Annotated in this window: 13 protein-coding genes; 3 read left to right on the forward strand and 10 right to left on the reverse strand. The window is 41.0% G+C overall.

The features are described from left to right. Positions 1-16 precede the first annotated feature (16 nt). Positions 17-1,468 (reverse strand): hypothetical protein, encoded by a 1,452-nt coding sequence (locus tag K2W90_03260; GenBank protein ID MBY0353356.1) that lies wholly within the window; start codon positions 1,466-1,468, stop codon positions 17-19. A 546-nt stretch (positions 1,469-2,014) separates the two neighbouring features. Between K2W90_03260 and lon the strand changes: the two genes are divergently transcribed. Beyond that, the gene (gene lon, locus K2W90_03265) at positions 2,015-4,468 is read left to right on the forward strand and encodes an endopeptidase La (GenBank protein MBY0353357.1); all 2,454 of its coding nucleotides are present in this window, start codon (positions 2,015-2,017) and stop codon (positions 4,466-4,468) included. A 65-nt stretch (positions 4,469-4,533) separates the two neighbouring features. On the opposite strand, the gene K2W90_03270 is transcribed toward lon, so the two are convergent. The 4 genes from K2W90_03270 to K2W90_03285 form a co-directional block, all read right to left on the reverse strand. Further along, on the reverse strand, positions 4,534-5,535 hold the full coding sequence (locus K2W90_03270) for a hypothetical protein (GenBank protein MBY0353358.1): 1,002 nt from the start codon (positions 5,533-5,535) through the stop codon (positions 4,534-4,536). Between the two features lie 61 nt (positions 5,536-5,596). Further along, positions 5,597-6,586 (reverse strand): hypothetical protein, encoded by a 990-nt coding sequence (locus tag K2W90_03275; GenBank protein MBY0353359.1) that lies wholly within the window; start codon positions 6,584-6,586, stop codon positions 5,597-5,599. Positions 6,587-6,705: 119 nt separating this feature from the next. Next, positions 6,706-7,704, reverse strand: a complete 999-nt coding sequence (locus tag K2W90_03280) for a hypothetical protein (protein MBY0353360.1) — start codon at positions 7,702-7,704, stop codon at positions 6,706-6,708. A 114-nt stretch (positions 7,705-7,818) separates the two neighbouring features. Beyond that, positions 7,819-8,802 carry a hypothetical protein gene (locus tag K2W90_03285; GenBank protein ID MBY0353361.1) on the reverse strand — a complete coding sequence of 328 codons (984 nt, stop codon included), beginning with the start codon at positions 8,800-8,802 and terminating at the stop codon, positions 7,819-7,821. A 225-nt stretch (positions 8,803-9,027) separates the two neighbouring features. Here K2W90_03285 and K2W90_03290 point away from each other — a divergent pair, with 225 nt between their 5' ends. Beyond that, positions 9,028-10,212, forward strand: coding sequence for a phytanoyl-CoA dioxygenase family protein (locus K2W90_03290; GenBank protein MBY0353362.1), 1,185 nt, complete (start codon positions 9,028-9,030; stop codon positions 10,210-10,212). A gap of 21 nt (positions 10,213-10,233) precedes the next feature. Here the strand turns inward: K2W90_03290 and K2W90_03295 are convergent, their stop codons facing one another. From K2W90_03295 to K2W90_03310, 4 genes are all read right to left on the reverse strand, one after another. Beyond that, a complete protein-coding gene (locus K2W90_03295; protein ID MBY0353363.1) occupies positions 10,234-11,319 on the reverse strand; it encodes a hypothetical protein in 1,086 nt (361 codons plus the stop codon). A gap of 3 nt (positions 11,320-11,322) precedes the next feature. After that, entirely contained in the window at positions 11,323-12,456 is a 1,134-nt protein-coding gene (locus tag K2W90_03300; GenBank protein MBY0353364.1) for an ABC transporter substrate-binding protein, read from the reverse strand. 148 nt (positions 12,457-12,604) lie between these two features. Next, complete coding sequence (locus K2W90_03305; protein MBY0353365.1) at positions 12,605-12,799, reverse strand: hypothetical protein; 195 nt, start codon at positions 12,797-12,799, stop codon at positions 12,605-12,607. Positions 12,800-12,907: 108 nt separating this feature from the next. Next, positions 12,908-15,628 carry an SMC family ATPase gene (locus K2W90_03310; GenBank protein ID MBY0353366.1) on the reverse strand — a complete coding sequence of 907 codons (2,721 nt, stop codon included), beginning with the start codon at positions 15,626-15,628 and terminating at the stop codon, positions 12,908-12,910. Between the two features lie 93 nt (positions 15,629-15,721). On the opposite strand from K2W90_03310, the gene K2W90_03315 reads away from it, so the two are divergent. Continuing rightward, complete coding sequence (locus K2W90_03315) at positions 15,722-16,831, forward strand: rod shape-determining protein RodA (GenBank protein MBY0353367.1); 1,110 nt, start codon at positions 15,722-15,724, stop codon at positions 16,829-16,831. Here the strand turns inward: K2W90_03315 and K2W90_03320 are convergent. After that, complete coding sequence (locus K2W90_03320; protein MBY0353368.1) at positions 16,828-20,358, reverse strand: hypothetical protein; 3,531 nt, start codon at positions 20,356-20,358, stop codon at positions 16,828-16,830. The two genes, K2W90_03315 and K2W90_03320, sit on opposite strands and share 4 nt — an antisense overlap. Between the last annotated feature and the right edge of the window lie 42 nt (positions 20,359-20,400).

Here is a 20,400-nt window from a genome sequence, read left to right on the forward strand (position 1 = left end):
TGCTGGTTACTACTTGCTATTGAGCAGTGTTTTTTGTCTCTTTTGTTTCGCCAATAATACGGTTGTGGTCGATAGCACTTTGTAATGTTTTACCCAAGAAGTAGGTAATTACCAACCAAATACCCGTTAAGCCAAGGCTGAACGTTATGCTTGAAAATAAGGCAATAGCTGGCGTAACACTTTGAAGAGCTAAGTTGAAGAATGAACCAAACCCTTTGGCAATACGAGAGCCAAAAGCATCGGTCCATGTTTTGGCTTTAAATTTGATATCTTTTGTTGTTGGAATATACAAAACTTCTCGTGTTGGATGGTTGAGCGCATAGTTAAAAGCGCGCAAGCCAATCAGGGTGCCAAACAAAATCCAGCCTTGAGGGAATATAAATGTTATGCCCAGCATGATAAGGCAGATGAGTGGGAAGGCAAAGAGTGACATTCTGATACCCAAAATACGTAAGAGAGGGGTGGTTCCAAACAAGCTAATGCACAAACCAATGCCATTCATAATGAAAAAATACAGCGCATAGTAAGCAGTCATTGAACCAATTGAAGGATGTGCACTTTCGGCACGTAGCATTACCAAGTAATCAAAAATAGCGATAATGATTTCGTAGAAAAATACCAGCGAGAAAATACCCATGACATAAGCACTTTTTACCATGAGTGTTAGGCCGTCAAAGGCACTCATAACTGAGCGCATGAAGCCTTGAAATTGTGTTGGCAGCGCTTTGGGTGTTTCATTGTCTGTAGCTTCAACATCTTTATGCTTTTCGAGTTGATATACTTTTTCGTAGCCGTGCATAATGCCTTCGGGTACCTTTTTAACGAGCAAGTAAATGCAGCTTGCTGCAGCAAAAAGCATACCACTGCCAATTAAAAGTGCGTTAGGAATAATAGCTAATTGGCTTTCTGCTGTTGCACCAGTGAGTACAAAGTAAAGCGTTGCTGCTGTGAGCATGCCGCCAATTTTTGAGCCGGAAACAAAAAAGCCATAATAGTATTTTGCGTCGTTGGCGTTGTTTACTGAGTCGGCAAATGACCAGAAGGTGGTTGAAAGAAAAGCGTCGAAGCTTTCCATAAAGAAGTAAAAGAGCCAGCCGATGTAACGGCTTGGTCCTGTGTCGCTGTTAGCAATGCCGTAAACAGGGTGCGAAATGAAGTAGTAAAAAAATAGACCACCAAGAGCGTGTGATATAGTAAAAAAGTAGAGAAGGTGGTGGCGTCTGAGCCAGTCGACAAGTTTTGAGTAGAGTAAGATGAGCGGAATCAAGAAAAGCAGAGAAGAAATTTTAGCGAAAGGAACGGAGCTGGTGCCAACAATTTGGCCAAAAAGCGAGTACTTAAGCGGCTTCCAAATTACGTGGCAAGCCATTAAAAAGAAGTACGTTGCTGAAAGTAGCAATATTTTGAGAAGAAACTCTCGCTTAATGCCCCATAACTTATATAACTTACCGGAGAGCTTTTCTTGCATGATCACTCCATAAAAAAGGATTATTGGTAATAATTTGGTAACGCCTGTCTTTTCTATCTGTTAAGAAAAGCTGGGAACAACAAGATACCCGACTTCGTAAAAAAGAAAAATGAAATTTAAAAAATTTTTGTGCTAGAAATAATGGCGTGCAAAGTGATGGCGGATTAGAGCACCCGCTGAGAGCTATGGCCGTGTACTTATTAAACGTATCGTACTTATTAAACTTCATTATGGTGGTGAAATTAAATAAAAGGGCCTACAAGTCCTATGTTTTAGATAGTTTCAGTATAAAGTGCTCGGGTATAAAGTCAATTGGAAAAAGTGGGGATTTTGTTGATTGTTGTTGATTTTTCGTATAAATAAGGGTGTTTGTTTCAGGTAGAATACTATTTGTGCTTTGTTGGTGCAGGCTTGTTTGTAAGATGGGGTGACTTTTTGTCGATCTAGTCGTTTTTTTCTCGTATTTACAAGCCTATTTTATTGTTGTAAAATCATAGGGTTCAAACGTATGTTGATTACTAAAACTAATAAAATTAAGAATAAAACATGAAGAAACCTGATAATCACGGAATAGAACAAGGCTATGAAAAGGGTAGTCAGGTTGTTTTGCCTGTTTTGCCCCTGCGTAATCTTGTTGCATTACCCAAGAGTATAATCCCTGTTGTTGTTGGTCGCGACTTTTCAATTAAAGCGGTTGATGCTGCCATGGCTGCCAATAAGCAAGTTTTTGTAACTGCTCAGCGGTCTTCAGATGTTGATAAGCCTGGCAAGGAAGATCTTTTTGACTATGGGACGCGTGCGCATATTTTGCAAGTTGCTCGCATGGCCAATGGCACGCTGAAAATTTTGATTGAAGGTTTGGCGCGCTCACGCATTGTTGAAGTTACCAATTCAGACGATTATTTGAGTGTTTTGGCTGAAGATTTAATTCCAGTTCCGGTAGAAGATTCTGCCGATAACACAGCCCTGTGGCGTAATCTTTATGAGCTATTCAAAGAGTACGTCAATTTGAACGAAAAAATGTCTACCGATGTTTTGGGACTTTTTAAAGGACCACAAGATCTTGACTATCTGGCTGACACAATTGCGGTGCATATGCACCTTGATTTTTACGAACGTCAGCAAATTTTAGAAACTATTGATATTAAAGAACGTGCTTTGCGCTTGGCGGTTTTGCTGAGAAGTGAACTTGAGATTTTAAAGGCTGAAAAAAGTATTCGTAAGCGTGTACAAAGCCAAGTTGAAAAGCATCAGCGTGATTACTATCTTACCGAACAGATGCGTGCTATTCAGCGCGAACTTGGTCGCGAAGATTATCAGCTTGAGATTGCTGACTTGCGTAAGCGTGCTAATAAATGCAAGTTACCTGCTGAAGCTATGGAAAAGGTTGATGCAGAACTTAAGCGTCTTGAACAAATGCAGCCAACTTCGCCAGAAGCTTCGGTGAGCAGAAATTATGTTGACTGGCTTATCGAGTTGCCATGGCACAAGGGAACTAAAGATACGGTAAGCTTAAAACAAGCTGAAGCGATGCTTGATTCGTCTCATGCCAGCATGAAAAAACCAAAAGAGCGTGTTATTGAATTTTTGGCTGCTCGCAAGTTTGCCAAAGATCAGCTTAAGCGTGCCCCAATTTTGTGCTTAGCAGGCCCTCCGGGTGTTGGTAAGACTTCTCTTGCTCAATCAATTGCCGATGCGCTTGGCCGCAAAATGGTTCGCATTTCGCTGGGTGGTATGCGTGATGAAGCAGAGATTCGTGGACATCGTAGAACGTACATTGGTGCTATGCCGGGTAAGATTATTCAAGTTATGAAAAAGGCTGGTGTTATTAATCCGATTATTTTGCTCGACGAAATCGACAAAATGGCTATGGATTTTAGGGGCGATCCCGCATCTGCATTGCTTGAAGTTCTTGATCCAGAGCAAAACAAAGACTTTTCAGATAACTTTTTAGAAGTTGGTTATGACTTGTCTAAGGTTATGTTTATTACTACGGCCAACGTGGCAGACAATATTCCGTACCCATTGCTCGATCGCATGGAAATGATCAATCTTTCTGGCTATACGCTTGAAGAAAAGATTGCAATTGCCAAAAAGTTCTTGTTGCCAAAGGTATTTAAAGAGCATGCTCTTGAGACTTCGCATATAAATATGCCAGACAAAGTATTGATCAAAGTTATTGATGAATATACTAAAGAAGCTGGTGTTCGCCAGCTTGAGCGTGCATTGGCAAAGGTAGCGCGTAAGTGTATTCAAGAAATGCTCAGCAATAAAAAATGTACAACGGTTGAAGTTACTGACGAGCTTATTGAAAAGTGGTTTGGTTCTCCGCCGTTTCGCCGACCAGATACTAAAGCCGAAAATGCTGTTGGGCTGGTTACCGGCTTGGCATGGACAGAAGTTGGTGGCGATGTTTTAGAAATAGAAGTAACTATTTTGCCGGGCAAAGGAGCGTTAACGCTTACGGGTCAACTTGGTGAAGTTATGCAAGAATCGGCCCAAGCGGCTATGAGCTATACGCGTTCACGAGCCAAAGACTTTGGGCTTAAAGACAATTTCTATGCCGACGTTGATATTCACATCCACATTCCTGAAGGAGCTATTCCAAAAGATGGACCTTCGGCGGGTATTACGATGGCAACTGGTTTGATTTCTGCATTGACCAAAATTCCGGTAAAAGCAGATGTTGCTATGACGGGTGAGGCTACCTTGAATGGTCGTGTCTTGGCGATTGGTGGTCTTAAAGAAAAGTTGTTGGCAGCGATACGTTTTGACAAAATGACGGTTATTGTGCCTAAGGCAAATGAGCGAGATGTGCAAGAGTTTAAAAATGAACTTGATGCAAAGCTGACGATTATTTATGCAACAACTATTGACGATGTTTTAAAGCATGCGTTAACTGAATCGCCGTTTAGAACGCGCAAGGTTGCGCCAAAAAAGAAGAAAAAACAGACGACTAAAAAGTCACCGGCGACTAAAAAGAAGACATCAAAAAAGTAGAACTGTTTACTAATAAAAAAGGGCTGTCAAAATCGACAGCCCTTTTTTATTAGTAAGACTTGATTTTAGATAATCATAGCAACATATAAATAGTACCAAATGATAGAAATGAAGTAACAAGCTTCATTTATCAAGTCTTCGTCTTCAGAAAGAAGAAACTCAGTCAGCATGTCCACAAGTTCTGGGTACATTGCTAGCAAGTGTGCTATGCCAAAGACTTGAAAAATGTTGCCGCATTCAACTACTGTTACTACGTAAATAATTTTTTCTTGCAAGGCTGGATGAAGCGAGAAAAAATCTTGTGGGATATCAACAACGCTTATATTTTTGATATTGCATGATGTAGAGTCAACAAAGAGACAGCCTTCTTGAAAGAGATAGTCGTATTGTTTGGTATAAAATGCTATGTCGTTGTCATCGTCGTCGTAAAGGCCAACATATACTTTAGAATCAATTGGATAAGGATACTGGCTGTTTATAAAATCAAAAGAGCTGATGTTGGCTCCATATGGAGGGTTGTCACTTCCCTCATCATCGCGAATGACCGTATAATTTGCCCAAAGAGAGCTATCGTTTACGTTAGAGTTTGATACAAAAAGCCGTGTGTAGGTTGCAGAAATAGGAATGAGAGATTCTTCTTCTTCTTCTTCTTGGTTTTGGTTTTGTAGTGCTACTTTGCCGCAAAAAACCATATTAAGCCAGGCCCCGTTGCTGTCTTGATCATTATCGCAAAATTCGATGCACAAGAGTTGAGTATTTGGCGTAAAAGGAAGTGTGCCAATGTGGCGCGCGCAGCCGCAATTCCTAACTTCGGGATTATTTTGGGTAGCTGGGGTTTCGATATTGCCACCACTGCCAATTATCAGGTTTTTACGCAAAAATGTTTCGCGTGTAACTTCCAGATCTCTTCTGTTTTTATCCAAGTTGTTTTGACCAATTTGAATATTGTTGGAAAGAACTTGAAGATCTGATTTTGCCAAGCGCAGTGCTTCTTCTTTTGAGTGTGCTGCTGGTAACGTTAGTATGATTATGCCCAAGAGTATAATTTTTGAAGAAAAAATTTTCATATGTGTTTTTCCCTGTGGTTTTTATCGATGCAGGTTTTATCGAGCAAGCATCGATTTGTTTTTATGTTACAACGATATAGAGCTCTTGCCAGAGAGCCAAAATTTGATTGCATGCGTTTTGTACTTGTGTTGCAGAGCCCAAAAGGAGATTGGTGAGTGTTGTTGCTAGGTCTTGTGTTTCAGCAATTTTTTTTCCAACACCAAATGCCTGGAAGACATTACTACCTTCTTGGTTGCATACGATGTTGATGATTTTGTTTTGAAGTATTTGCTCAAACGAGAAAATATGCTGTGGAATGTTAACAACGCTTATGTGTCTGATTTGGCATGAAACAGCGTCTACAAAAAGACAGCCTTTAAGAAAAATATAGTCATAACAGTTTTTTAAATAAAAAGCATAGTCTGAGCTGTCGTTATCGTAAAGGCCAATATATACTTTGGTACTTGGTGTGTTTGGCGTTGGAATATACGGATATTGTGCTCTTGTGAAGCGAAAATTGTATAAGCAGGTACCATCTGGACAGTTGTCATTGCCTTGGTCATCGCGAATAACGGTAGAGTTGGCCCAAAGATAACTATCATCTGCGGGGTCGCTGCTGGAAACAAAAAGGCGCGTATAAGTAGAAGAAATAGGAATTATTGGGTCTAAATAGCACTGATTTTTGCGTGGTATTGCTTTCCCACAAAAATTTATATTGAGCCAAGCGCCATTAGTGTCTGCGTTGCTATTGCAAAATTCTATGCACAAAAGCTGAGTGTTTGGATTGAAGTCAAGATCAACAATTGTCCGGTTGCAGCCACAATTTCTATTGTTTTCGATATCTACATTGCTTCCGCTGCCAACAACAACCTTGCCGCGACAAAATGTTTCGCGGGTAACTTCTAGGTCTCTTCGGTTTTTATTTTGGTCATTTTTGCCAATTTGAATGTTTTTTTCGTAAATAGAACGATCAGTTGGTGAGAGCCGCGTAATACCTTCTTCTGCATGGGCTACTTGAAGGGTTAAGCTGGTTATGCTTAAAAGGATAATCTTTGAATAGATAGTTTTCATAAGTGTGTCTTTCTATGATAGTAAATGAGGCAGGTGTTTGTGTGCACCTGCCTCGCTTTGTTTAGATACGTATGTCAATTTTTTACCATGATTACTTGAGATAAAGCGTTAACATGCGTTTAATCACAAACATACAAATTAAGCCAGATGCCATAAATTTGGTTGCAAGCTTGTTCTACTTCTGACTCGTTGCCATTAACCAGTGCGGTCAGTGCGCTTTCAAGGCCTTCGGTTATTGCTATGTAATGTGCAACGCCGAATATTTGGAAAACGTTGCTGTTTTCTTGTTCTACAACAAATCTGATTTTTTCTTGTAAGACAGAGTCAAACTCAAAAAATTCTTGAGGAATGTCTACAACGCTTACGTGTTTGATGTTGCACGATATAACATCTGCAAAGAGGCAGCCAGACTGAAAGACATAGTCGTAGGTATCTTGAAGATAAAAGGCCCATTCGTTGTCATCGTCATCAAAAAGCCCAATGTATACTTTAGTGCTATCTACGCATGGTCCTGTTTTGTACGGATATTGTGCTTGCTGAAAATAAAAAGAGTAAATGCAGGTACCATATGGACAGTTGTTCTCTCCTTGGTCATCGCGAATAACTTCAGAATTTGCCCAAAGATAGCTGTCATCTTCAGGATCGCTACTGGATACGAAAAGGCGTGTGTAAGTGGAAGATATTGGAATTATCGATTCAAGTTCTTCTTGTTGATATCTAGGGACTGCTTTGCCGCAGAAATTTAAATTGACCCAAGCACCATTGCTGTCAGAGTCATTGGTACAAAATTCGATGCACAAAAGTTGAGTGTTTGGATTGAAGTCCAATGTACTAATGTGGCGCGCGCAGCCGCAATTTCTAACTTCGGGATTGTTTTGGGTAGCTGGGGTTTCGATATTGCCACCACTGCCAATTACCAGGTTTTTACGCAAAAATGTTTCACGGGTAACTTCCAAGTCTCTTCTGTTTTTATCCGCGTTGTTTTGCCCAATTTGAATATTATTGGAAAGAACTTGAAGATCGGTTTTTGCCAAGCGTAGTTCTTCTTTTGAGTGTGCAGTTGGTAGTGAGAGAGCAATTATGCTCAAAAGCACAATCTTTACTGATAAATTCTTCATAGCATGTGTCCTTATTTTTTGTAACTAACCTGTTTATGTCAATCGGGGCAGGCACTGCTGTACCTGCCCCGACTAGATTTGAAAAATACTGCGTGTGTCAAAGCTATTGAGCGCTTAGCAGCCAAACATGTAGCAAGCGAGATTTTGTATGTATGCGCAAGCTTCGGCTACTGATTCTTCAGTGTTGGTGATGAGTAAGTTTGTTAATGTTGTAGCGTAGTTGTTTGCTACAATTGCGTCGGCAATTGCCCAGATTTGGAAAATGCTATAGCCTGAGAGTTGATATTTAATTTTTTCTTGCAAAATTGTTTGGAAGGAGGTGAAGTTTTCGTTTGGAAGATCAACAACGGTGACGCTTTTAAGATTGCAGCTTCTAATGTTGATAAATATGCATCCGCCATCTTGGAAAACGAATGGGTATTGTTGGCAATAAAATTGTTTTTCGTCGTCATGATAAAGGCCAATGTAGACTTTTTTGTTGCCGGCTACATGAGGTATTGGGTGTTCGCTAAAGCTGATGTTATTAAGATTTGTTCCATAGAAACTGTCACAGTCTTGTGCCTCGCATCCTAGATTGGTGTTTATTGTTTCCATGAAATCGTCTTCGTTGCCACGGAATGAGTTGCTGACGTTGGTGCCGTTATTAAGATAGATGCGATCAACGGTGGTTATAATTGGAGCGATTGCTTGAGAAAATTCGTTGTCTTCAGTTGTAGCTGAACCGCAATAAGTTAGTCTGTCAATAACTGCGCCTCCTTCACTTTCTCCTGAATCGCAAAATTCAACACAAATAAGTTGGGTTGATGGGTTGAATGGCATGTTCATTACTTCTTCGCGCTTACCGCAGGTGGACACGCCTTGCTCGTTAATATTGCCACCAGAACCAATCGCAAGGCCTCTTCTAAAGAATGCTTTGCCGGTTGATTCAAAGTTTTTTCTGTTTTCTTCGCCTTGATCATTTTGACCAACTTGAACGTTTTTAGTAAACAATTTGCGTGGTTGTTCATTGGTGTTGATCAAACGTCCAGTGTCGGCACTGATTCCTGATTGTGAAACAGCAAATGCGAGTGCAAGAGCTAAAATTTTCTTCATATTCATAAATATGTCTCCCTTTTTTAATTATAAAGTCTTTGCTTACCCATAACTGAACAGAAAACTTTTTTGTCCTCCGCGTGTTCTCCTCCCTATCTTTGTCAATTTTAAAAATCCATGACAACATTATGAAAAGTTAATTAAAATGACAAAGCTTTGTCAAGGACTTGATAATAAAAGTTTTTTAGCATGTCGGTGGTTTTTTTAAAAAGGATTGTGTAAGGAGGAATTATGAATAAAAAGTTCAAGCGTTGGGTGAATTTTTTTGGCATCAATTTTTTTGTTCTTGGTATTTTTACGACAACGTTGAAGTCAAATGATTTGGTTGGTGCGGTAAAACGAGGTGACTATGAACGTGTAAAAGTTTTGCTTGAAAGCCGTTTGTGCCAGGACCAGCAATTTGACGCATCTCTTTTTACCATGGCGGCCAGGGGTGAGCATGCAGACCACCGCATTGTTGCTTTGCTTATGCGCTACGGTTTGTGTGACGTGAGATGTCTTGAAAATTTATCCAGAGCTTTTTTGCATGGCGTTCGTGAATATTATCAACGTCTGCCAGAGCCTGGTTTTTCTGATGATCGGTTGGGCGAGCAGGGTGTTGCTTACCTTGAAGCGCTTAATCAAAATGGTATTGTGCGTATTTCTGGCCTTCTTAGTGACGCCGAGGTGATGCAATTACAGAAAGACTTTCAAAAATTTGTAGATTCAATGGATGACCAGCGAGCACGAGGGATTAACGTTGAAAAAAGACGCGATGATTACTATGATCCTGAAACCAATCTTTACCATTGTAATAACCCATTTAAATTATCACAAACATTAGTAGATTTTTGCTGTAATGAATTGGTTTGTTCGGTGATTAATAATTATCTGGAGAAGGTTGGTTATATTGTAAAAGGCTGGGCAACGCATTATATGCCAGGTGGCAAGGAAGTCAGTATATTTAAATGGCATCATGACAAATCCGGCCAGCGTGTAAAAATGATGATTTTACTGGGCGATGTTGAAGAGCGGTCGCGTCATTTGTCGTATGTTCTTGGCTCTCATGCTATTTCACACGATTTTGAGACATATATTGGAACGTCGGGGGATTTGGACTATTACAGAAAGAAATTTGGTAAAGAACCGGTTATTTTTAAGGCGCTGGGCAAGGCTGGTGATATTTTTCTTTTCGATACTAATGGTATTCATAAGGCAAATTGTGGCGAGCTTGCACGCGATACCTTTATTATTACCTATTCGGCCGACAAACAGCTTGTTTTTAAATCAACATTACCATTTGGGGCTTTTGATGGGTTGACTGTTGATGAGAGGCATCCATTTTTTCGTACCTTGGCAGCACAGTCGCGGCAATATTTTGCACCGCAGTATGGCGGGTGGCTAGGCAGCTTGGAGCATGTTGATTCTTGGTATTAAATTTTTTTTGGTGACATACAATTATCTGAAATAATTGTATGTCACCAGGAATAAAAGCAAAAATATAATGCCAAAAAATGCATGATTGTTGAGTTTTTCAAGGCGATCCATAGCTGCTTCAGTTGTTGAGCCTGGTTCTATGTCTTTAATACGTTGGAGCTCAAGCATGACATATGTTTGGAAAAATAATATGAGTAGTGATAAAAATACAATTGCATAAAAAATAAAATCAATGTGAGTAGTATTGCCAACGGTAGGAGATGTGTTGTCAATAACCATTCTAAAAAGCACCAAAACAGGCAGTGAAGAAGCGATAATGCCAAGTCGTACTGAGTTAATAATGTTGATAGTCAGCGAAAGTAGCCCAATGAAAAAGATAACAAAGAGTGGGAAGTACAAAGAAATAACATCACGAGCGCCAATGCTTTTGAAATCGATAGAAAAAACGGCGGTTGGATAGTTAATTTCCATAGCAGGTTCAGATGCTTTAAGGTTAGCTTGTGTAAAGCCAGTTACCGTATGCTTAGCTTTTGGCTCCCAATTTCTTACTAAAATGTCGTCTGAGAGGGCGATGTTTTCTGGTGATGATTCAAAATACATTTCGCGTGCGGTAACCGAGCGGTTTTCTAGTACGATGTTGAGTCGGTGATCGCTGATGGGGAAGCGTTTATAGTGGATGTTGGCCATAAATTTTGTGTACACATGAAAGCAGATGAGCACATCATTGCCAATGAGTTTGATGATAGGTTCTGAAAGCATGATAAGCTTTTCAGTTTCAAGAAGCTCCCCATTTTTAATGATAAAGCGTTGCAGTGTTGCTAGCGATTCAGTAGTTTTTGCAAATTTGAACCATACAATAGCGTCCATAATAAATTTGTTTTTAGTAAAAGAAAATTCTTGAAAATTGTTGATGTGTATGCCAGTTTCTACGCGAGAAGCAAGCTTCTTTTCTTCGGCGCTGACTTCAAGCAATGTGGGGATTGGTTCTGGATAAAATTCTTGACGATATTGTATTAAAATCACGAAAAAAATGTATACAGCTGCCAAAGTGGTTGCTATGAGCTGTACTTTGGCATAACGTGTTTTTTCAAACAGTGAATCAAACATTGCTTATCCTTTTATCAACGAAACATCATTTCCGAAAGCGTGTCGTGTTGATGCGTCAAAGTTAATCATAAAACCGCCAAGATTGTAATTACGCATGGTTTCGATCTGATTAATTATTTTTTCTTTAGTTATCTGGCCGTCTAGTTTTTTGAGTGCGTCAACAATAAGCGTAGCGCTTAGGTAGTAAGCAAACGAAAGAATGTTGGGCGTTTCGGTTGGCATATATTTTTGTAAGTTTTCGCGGTACTGCTGTGCAATGGGCAGTTGGCTGGTAACAGGGTCTGGTGTGGCTGATGTGTAGGCAAAATCAATGCCTTTTGATTGCAAAATGTTGCCCACAAATAATGTTGAATCGATGCCAAAAAATGTTGTTGCATAGTGCCCACGTTCAAAAAAATGCTTGATTAAGCGTACCGTTGGCATGCTGGTGGCAATGCAGATTACCAGCTTTGGGTCGTGTTGAATGAGCGGTTCTGCTGCAGCAATAATGTCCATAGTAAAACGATTGTACGACGTGAGTGCCGTTGGCACAATGCCGTGCTTGCCTAGTTGGGCTACCAAATCATCTTTTGCACTGGTCGAAAAATCGTCATCAGCATAAAAAATGGCGATCTTTTTTTGTTTAACGTTATTAACAATATGGTCGACTAAAGCTTTTATTTGTGGTTCTAAAAGACCTGGGCCGTTAATAACACTTGAAAGTTTTTGGTTTCTGAGCTGTGCGTTGCTACCCCACGGAAAGAATAAAGCGATATCGTTGGCTTCAACTTGTGGTAAAAGCTTTACTATGCTGCGGCTGCCCATGGAGCCCAAAAACATATCAATGCCTTTGGTGCGCAAAGTAGCAACGTTGCTGGCTGCTTGTGCTGGGTCGCCATTATCTTCTAGGCTTTCCAGACGTAGCATTTTTCCGTTCACGCCCCCTTGTTCGTTTGTGGTCCTAAAACAAAGTTCGATTGAATTTTTTATAATATTTCCGTACAGGCCCAAAGAGCCCGAAAAGGTGCCCGACTGGCCAAAAACAATCTCATTGGCTGCTGGGTTGGGGCTCAGTTTTTGAGCTTTTAGGGCAAGGGGGCAGAAGGCTGCCAAGAGCAGCAAGACGTTAAAAATGGGGGGAGTGTTGGTCCTTTTCACCGTTTAATCCTTCAAAATAAGGGTATTTGGGTGCTTTTTAAGGCAGCTTTTGACAGCGTAATTGGCTTTGGTAATATGAGTTTATTACTCCTATTTTCTTTTGGGGGGGGGAAGTATCGGTCAGATACCGACCCCTCTTTTTTCATGTCTATCGTTTACGCTTATTCTTGTGATTGCATGTTTTTAAAACCCAATAAATAATAGCGCCAATGGCAACAACAATAATTATTCCTACAGCAATTTTAAGAATAACTGCTCCCATAATCATTTTGTAGAGAGAGCTCATTGCCCCACCAACTCCTTGAGAAACAGCTTCTGCTGGTTTTCCAAACATTGAAAACATAAAAATCTCCTTTTAAAAAAAACTTTTCAACCCTGTGAAGAATGATGGTAGCGTTCTTGTGTTGCTAAAATCAAATGTTCAAAAAAAAGAGATTATTTGGGTGGCAGTCTAGCCGCGTTCTTCAATGTGAACTTGAGAACCGCTCGGTCCTTTTTCTACAATAAAGTGGACGGGGAAATTATCTTTAAATTCTGGCAAGTGTGAAACAATAATAACCCGTGAAAAATCATTTTGGATTGCGTGAATGGCATTCATGAGTCTGGTTAGGCCTTCTTCGTCTTGCGAGCCAAACCCTTCGTCGATAATGAGTGTTTGCAGTGCGGTGCCCGCACGCCGTGCTAGCAATTTAGAAATGGCGATGCGCAGGGCAAAGTCGATGCGAAACGCTTCGCCGCCCGAAAACATTTCGTACGGTCGCATGCCGGCAGCATCAGAAATTTTTATCACGAGCGTTTCTTTAACGCCACCACTTTTGAGATCGTGCAGTGATTCTATAAAAATTTGCGATTGATTGTTGGTTAGTTGGGCAAGAATGTTATTTGCCTCTTCCTCAACTTCAGGAATAGCTTCTTCAATCAGCAGCGCCTGAATACCGTTTTTGCTAAATGCTTGCGCAATAACTTGGTATTCATCGCGTTCTTCTTCAAGATTATTTAATTTTTTAATATTTTCGGCCTGTTCTTTTTTAACCTTTTCAAGCCGCTGTAACTCGTTTTCTAAGCGGCCCAGCGTTTGCAATAAACGCTCTTTTTCTTGCGAGAGTGTTGTTGCTTGCTGTGCTAAATTGGCAATGGTCGTGCTCATGGCCAATGCTGTTTGCGGGTTGAACGCAAGCTGTTTAATGCGCTTTTCAAGCTCGGCTGCCTGTTGCTTGTCCTCTTTTAGTTCGTTACAAATCTGCCCAATCCGTTCTTTGCGGCTTTCTTGTTTGCCAAGATCGTGTTGCGTTGCTTGTACCTGTTGGCATGCTACTTCAATTTTTTTAATCGCTTCTTGCAGCTTGGCATACGCATTGTGGTCAAGAGCAGTCTGTTCTTTTTCGGTCATTAATTTTTTAATTTCTTGTGCAAGTAACGCAAGTTCTTTGGCTTTGGGGCTGTCTTTGCCAAATGCTTTTTCTTGTTCTTCGTACGCTTGTGTTAGTTGTGTACACTCCTGCTCACGTTGAGCATGTTGTTGTTGCAGCAGGGCAGTCGCTTGCTCAAGCTGCGCGCATTCCTGTGCTAGCTGGGCTTCTTTTTTTATCAGCTCGTCGTGTTGTGCCTGCAGATGTGCAAACTGCTCTGCTTTGGCCGTTTGTTGCTGCATCTGCTCGTGTTGCGTGAGCAACAGCTGCTTAAGTTTTTTAATAATTGTTGCAACGCGGGTAAGTCGGTGTTTTAAAAAATCATCTTCTTTACTAAATTGCACGCTCAAAAATTGCTTACGCTTTGCCGTCAAAATTTGTAAACAGAGTGGGCAGGAAGGGCTTGTTTGGTCGTCGACTGCTTTTTTTTTGTGATCAAGCTCGCTAATGGTGTTTTTGGCATAATTGCCGCGCTGGACCAGCGTGTTATAAAACGTGCGGCGTTTGTCGAATTGGCTTTTGAGTGCTTGAAATTGTTGTGTAAAGGTCTGCTTCTCTTGCAGTTTGAGGGCAAGTTCTTTAATCGAGTCGCTTGTTTGTTTGAGCAAAGCTTGTCGCTCGCTTGTTTCGCGCTGCTTGCTGGCCAGTTGTGTTGCCAAGTGCTTTGCTTCAAGTTCAGCCCGTTCGCGTGTTCGGCGCAGCTCCTGTAGGGTTTTTTCCTGTTCTTGCTGCCAAGCCTGTGCCAACTTTTGGTAGCTCTCTTTTTTTTGCAAAATATGCTCGTGCAGGGTTAAGCCAGCCTGTTGTTGTGTAATAAAAATTTTTTCTTGTTCGCGCAGGTGTTGTTTCTCGACATCCAGTTTTTTGGTGTCGGGCAGGTGCAGCGCGTTGCGGTGTGCCGTTTGCCAGGCGGCGCGAAGTTCTAAGAGTTCAGTTTTTTTGAGCACTGCTTTCTTGGCCAAGGTTTCATTCTGCTGCGTCAAAAACTCGTACTGGCGTTGTTGGTCAACCAGTTGCTGCTCTTGCTGCTGTAAGGCAATTAATTGCTTGTGTTGGTGGTCAAGCTCAGAGCTGAGTGTGATAAGATTTTTTTTGGTATCACTGGCCGTTTGTTCAACAAGTGGTTTTTTTTCAAGCTCAAGCAGGTACTGTTCTTGCAGCTTTTGAATAAACTTGATGTCGTCAATAAATTTTTTTGCTTTGTCCAACGCTGCTTGCTGCAACAGATCGTATTTGCTCAGGCCCAAAATGTTGGCCAAAATTTGCTTACGCTCTTTGGGTGTTTTTTTTGAAAATTCGTTAGACTGGTTTTGGCGTAAAAACGCTGAGTTAAGAAACGTATCAAAATCTAAGCCGATTGTTGCGTCAATTTTGTCTTGTGTTTGTTTAATTGTTTTGTCGGTTAAGGAAACAAAGCGCTGTGTCTGCTCTTCAAAAACTTCAAAGTCCAGGGCGGCATAGGGCTTGCCATAGGTTTTGGCAAATTCGCGGCGTACGTGGTAGCGCTTATTGCCCAGTTCAAATTCAAAACTCACCATCATGCGACTCTGGCCCAGGCGCAACAAGCCGTCGTCGGCTTTTATGGCGCCGGTTACTTTACGCGCTTGCCCCCACACAGCCCACGTCATGGCATCAAGCAAAGCGGATTTGCCATAGCCATTTTTGCCTGAAAGGCAGATGAGGGAATAATTTTTAAAATCTATTTCCTGTGCGGTATCGCCGTAGCACAAAAAGTTTTTTAGCGTTAGTTTACGAGGGATCATGTGGTGAGTCCTTTAAATTGTTCTAGCGCAAGGATATACTAAGAACTTGCGATGAACAAGTGTTAGTACCGTAAAAAGTAGTAGTGAGAAAGTATGTTTGATAAACGTATCATGCGTCATTTTGATTGGGTTAATTTTGTTGTCACGCTTATTTTGTTGAGCATTGGTTTGTTATTTGTTTTCAGCTCAACCTATCAGGTTGAAAAACCTTGTTCCATGTTTTTTAAAAAGCAGCTGTTTGGGGTTGTTTCAGGTTTGGTAATTTATGTAATCATGTGTTTGGTAGATTTGCGTAAAATACTTCAGGCTGGCTATTTGGCTTACTTTGGTATTTTGGCGTTGTTGTTGTATACCGTTGTTGGCGGGTGGGTAGGCATGGGTGCCCAGCGTTGGATTTCGCTGTATCTCTTTCGTTTTCAGCCCTCAGAGCTGACCAAGTTAATATTTCCACTTTTTGTGGCGTATTGTTTTACTGAATTTAATAATGTAGCGCGTGATGATGGCCAGCGGTATACCATGCAGCAGTTTTGGTACCCACTGACTATTTTATTACTCAGTTTTATCTTAATTTCGCGCCAGCCCGATCTGGGCACCGCGTTGATCGTTTTGTTTTCTGGATTAATTTTATTTTGGTTTATTGGAATGCCGCGCAAATTTTTTGTTATTGCTGTGTTGGTTTCAATTTTGGGAACGCCGGTGCTGTGGACCTGCCTTAAACCGTACCAACAGCGCCGCATTTTGGTGTTGTTTGGGTATGGCGATGTTAAACGTGAGCGCTATCAAATTGAGCAGTCAAAAATTGCGATTGGTTCGGGCGGTGTTTTGGGCAAAGGTTTTTTGCAAGGCACGCAAAGTAAGCTGGGTTTTTTGCCTGAAGATCATAATGACTTTATTTTTTCAGTCATTTGTGAAGAGTGGGGCCTGCTGGGTGCCTGTTTTCTTATTTTTCTCTTTGCGCTCTTGTGTGTGCGGCTGATTTATTTGATCTTTCAAATACCGTCGTTTGCCAACCAAATCATTTCGTTGGGTCTTATTATGCACATTGTGCTCTCGGTCTGCATAAACATTGGTATGGTGGTGGGCCTGCTGCCAATTGTTGGGCAATCATTGCCACTACTGAGCTATGGCATTAGCAACCTGTGGATTACCTTGGCAAGTCTAGGCTGGCTTAATAACATTGCCATGCGGCGCTTTTTTTCTTAAGCGCATAGTTGGTCAATTAGGCTTTTTGTAGTTGTATCAAGGCCGCTGATTGTGGTGCTTTTTAAGCGTCCGATTATTTCTGAATCAGCTTTAACTTTGTTGTATAATTCTTCGATTTGTCCAGGCTTGCTTGCATATTTTTTTACCATGGTGGTGATTATGGCAATTTTTCTGCTCAGCGTTGCTTGGTTTTTCCAGTCACCAGAAGCAAGGTGGTCATAAACAACATCATAATTCTTTTTGTTCTGATCGGTTCCACAGTCTGTAGTTAGGTAGATCATGACAAGATTTTTCAATAGCTCCTGATTTCTGCGTTTGCTTGCAAGGTGTTTTTGGTCATTTTGTAGCGTGAAGAGGGTAGTTTTTGGATCATAGTTTTTAACGCATAAAGGTTGAGCAAGTAGTGCGGTTTTGTCGTACAATGGCTTGAGATGTGCAAAATTATGATTGGTATAACAATCGCTGCATGTGCCAAGCAAATCTGCTTTGTCATAATTGCTGAGCGGTACATTGTTTATAACTTTTTCTATAAAAGCAAGTGTGGTTGAGTCATTAGAGCTTCCATAGCTTGTGAAGAGAAAATATGAACTTAGCGCATAAGCAAAGCACTGGTGAGCTTGATTAAGCGCCATAGATTTGCATTCGTGGAAAATTCTGGTGTTCCAATTTGAATCTACAACCCCTGTTTTTCTGTAAATAGCCAGCCCCATGGAATAAAAATCAAGATTGCTTGTTGCATTAGTCCACAGAGTGCTACTACTAATGTTCAGCAACGTGCAAATATCTTTGAATATATTCTTATACTGTTCTTGTTTTGTTACATCAATTTTTTGTGCAAAAAATCGCATGTACAAATTTTTTGCATCAAGTGCGAGCGGAGCAAGTGCTGTGCTGATAGCTTGCAGAGCTTGTGTTCGAGAGGTATCAGTTGTTGCCTTTTCAAGGGTATCGGAAAGCTGGGCAAGTTTTAAAAGGGCTAGTAGATCTTTTTTGTTTGCTTTTGGCAAGTACGGTTGCTTGCCAATTGTTTGAAGCATAATCAACGCAGGAACATCAGTTTTTTGTTCAAGATCTACCAAATTAGCCAAGAAGTTTATGAAGAGCGCTTGGTCTTCAGGAGCGTTTGCTGCGTAGGCAAGGCCCTGGTCGATAATTGTTTGTACGTTTGCAGCGCTTACTTGTTTGCGCACCAGCGCTGCTGCCGTTTCTGATTTTTCGTCAAAAACGAAATTGAGGTTGGTGCCCAGCGTTACAAAGAGTTGTTCAAATTCAGTAGTGGTTGTTGGAAAGTTTTTTATAAGCGAGCTGACAACGTTGTCTATTTTGCTTTGATACTGCGTTGCTGGTGGGAAAGCCGGAGGCGTTTTTTTAGGTGGTGTTGGCTGGGTAGGAATGCTTGGTGGGGTTGTGACAAAAATTTTTCCAGTACTTAGTGTTGTGAGAGCTTGGCCGAGTTGTCCCAATTTTGCCTTGAGAGCTTGCAAGCCCCGTGCTAAGTTGCCCAGCGGGCCTGCGGAAAATGTTGGCGCGGGTTGCGGGGTAGTAATTGGTTGTGCTTGTGGTGGCAGTTCGGGCTCTGTTTTTCCAGCTACTGCTTTGTCTCGCTCTGTTTGTTTTTGTGTAAACATGTTGGCAAGTTTCTTTTTACGTTCAAAGCTTTTGCGAGCTTTTTTTAAGAGTTTTTCCACATTGGCAAGCCTTGGGTCACAGACAGTTATTTTTTTATCAAAATCTGCTTTGGTTGAAATTTTTGCAAGCTGGTTCCAAACACTTGAGCCCTGTGCTGCTAGGTTGATGTTAACAAGTTCTAAGGCCCAATAGTCAGTGCCAACCATAAAATAAAGGTTAACGTTGTAGCGCTCATTAAAAACGGGGTTTTCTACCCATGTTTGAATAACAACGTTTGAGAGGGTTATGTTGCCTTGGTTAGGTTTGCCTAGATATGAATAAGCATCATCTGGTCCTGTCAGCGTGTTAATATAGAATGTTTTTCTGCTCGATCTATCTTGCAGGTTCAAAAAGCTGTCACGAATAAAATGCAGTACGCCGCCAGGACCAACTTGAATGTTGTCAAGAATGTGCGTGGCATTACCCGGAATCATAGAAATAAAAGTAGGGTAGAACGTGTTGGAGCCAAAATCAGCTGTTGGTGCTCCAAAAGAAAATGCTTTTGCCCAGTTGGTAAAAGCCGGTGGGATATCTTGGATCCACAAAGGTTTTTTTATGGCTTTTTTTGGCGCAATGGTTATGGGCGCGGCAATAGTTTTGGGATAGATTAAAACGGCGTGCTTGTCGGTGATATCGATATTTTTGTTTTGTGCGGCTGTCGTTTGAATAAAGCGCTCTGAAAGAATCTGAAGTGCAGGGTCAATGTCAAAGGCCGTAAACCAACCGATGTTTGGTATGAGCGCTTGAGGTATGCTGTTGATGCCCAAGTTTTGTGTATACCAATCGTCATAAAGCGATACTTCTTTGAGAAATTTTTTGAAAGAGTTGGTCCAATCTTTTTTCTTTTTTGGAACTGGTTTTGCTTTCTTGACCGTTGGTTTTTGCTTTTGCTCTGAAATCAATGCTGCTTGTTCAAAGAAATAATGTAAATCAGAGCTTTTTGGCCACGAAACACCTGTAGTTCCTCCAAAGCCTATTTGTGTCATTGTTTGAGACGTCACCGTTGCATCAGTGACTGCGCCCATAACCAACGTGTAATCAAGGTTGATTGGTAACTTGCTGTCGTCGATATCTTTTTTGAATTGAAAGTATTGTAAGTTTTTGCCGCCGCCAGAGCACGTTCGTACATAAACAATGTTGACGTTAAGCTTGTTGAGCAGCAGCGCAACGTGTGTCATAAGTTCAACGGGAATACCGGCAAGTGCATATTCAACAGTACCGTGTCCGTTGATAAACATGTTCCAAGGTTGTAAGTTTTTTGCCAGATTAACGTCGGTAAGGTCCAGAGCTGGAGCTCCTGGGGCTGCTTCAAATTTTGTACTGTTGATTCCATTAAGATTCAAAATGTCGGTTAACTCGGCAATAAGATTAGTGTGCAAATCCTTGGCATTAGTGAGACTGTTCGATACTTCAGTCCCTAGGTTTGTTTGGGTTACTGGATTTTTTGTTTTTAAAACAGTTACGAGTACCTCTTTAATGTTTGGCAGAGAAACCGTTTCAGTTGCAACATAACCTTTTGGGACTAACAAAAAGAGATTGGGCGCCGGATGATAAAAATCCCACTCTGCAAGTTTTAAATCAACTGCTTTAATAAAATCACTTTGAAATTGAGCAAGGTTGCCTGCTTTGCACGCCAAAAGATTGAAAAGAATGGCATTGGCAACAAGTATGGGACAGGCTTTTTGGTTGAGGGCAATAGCACATTGTACTGCTACGGCTGATTGTGGTTGACTGGCCGTTGTTGGTGCTTCAGCGCGATTGTGATCGAGAAAAATCGCTAGGCGGCGAAATGGTGCTGTAGCGGCTTGTGTGTTAGTTGTGCAATAGCTAAAAAATAAAAACAATAATAATTTTTTCATGACTTCTCCCTTTTTAATCAAAAAAGCACAGCTAAAAAAGTG

Source organism: Candidatus Babeliales bacterium (genome assembly GCA_019749895.1).
Taxonomy (GTDB): Bacteria; Babelota; Babeliae; order Babelales; family RVW-14; genus AaIE-18.

Coding starts and splice junctions, on each gene's coding strand:
- K2W90_03320 (MBY0353368.1), bottom strand. CDS start 20,358: ATGAAAAAATTATTATTGTTTTTATTTTTTAGCTATTGCACAACTAAC.
- K2W90_03285 (MBY0353361.1), bottom strand. CDS start 8,802: ATGAATATGAAGAAAATTTTAGCTCTTGCACTCGCATTTGCTGTTTCA.
- K2W90_03290 (MBY0353362.1), top strand. CDS start 9,028: ATGAATAAAAAGTTCAAGCGTTGGGTGAATTTTTTTGGCATCAATTTT.
- K2W90_03260 (MBY0353356.1), bottom strand. CDS start 1,468: ATGCAAGAAAAGCTCTCCGGTAAGTTATATAAGTTATGGGGCATTAAG.
- K2W90_03310 (MBY0353366.1), bottom strand. CDS start 15,628: ATGATCCCTCGTAAACTAACGCTAAAAAACTTTTTGTGCTACGGCGAT.
- K2W90_03305 (MBY0353365.1), bottom strand. CDS start 12,799: ATGTTTTCAATGTTTGGAAAACCAGCAGAAGCTGTTTCTCAAGGAGTT.
- K2W90_03270 (MBY0353358.1), bottom strand. CDS start 5,535: ATGAAAATTTTTTCTTCAAAAATTATACTCTTGGGCATAATCATACTA.
- K2W90_03315 (MBY0353367.1), top strand. CDS start 15,722: ATGTTTGATAAACGTATCATGCGTCATTTTGATTGGGTTAATTTTGTT.
- K2W90_03275 (MBY0353359.1), bottom strand. CDS start 6,586: ATGAAAACTATCTATTCAAAGATTATCCTTTTAAGCATAACCAGCTTA.
- lon (MBY0353357.1), top strand. CDS start 2,015: ATGAAGAAACCTGATAATCACGGAATAGAACAAGGCTATGAAAAGGGT.
- K2W90_03295 (MBY0353363.1), bottom strand. CDS start 11,319: ATGTTTGATTCACTGTTTGAAAAAACACGTTATGCCAAAGTACAGCTC.
- K2W90_03280 (MBY0353360.1), bottom strand. CDS start 7,704: ATGAAGAATTTATCAGTAAAGATTGTGCTTTTGAGCATAATTGCTCTC.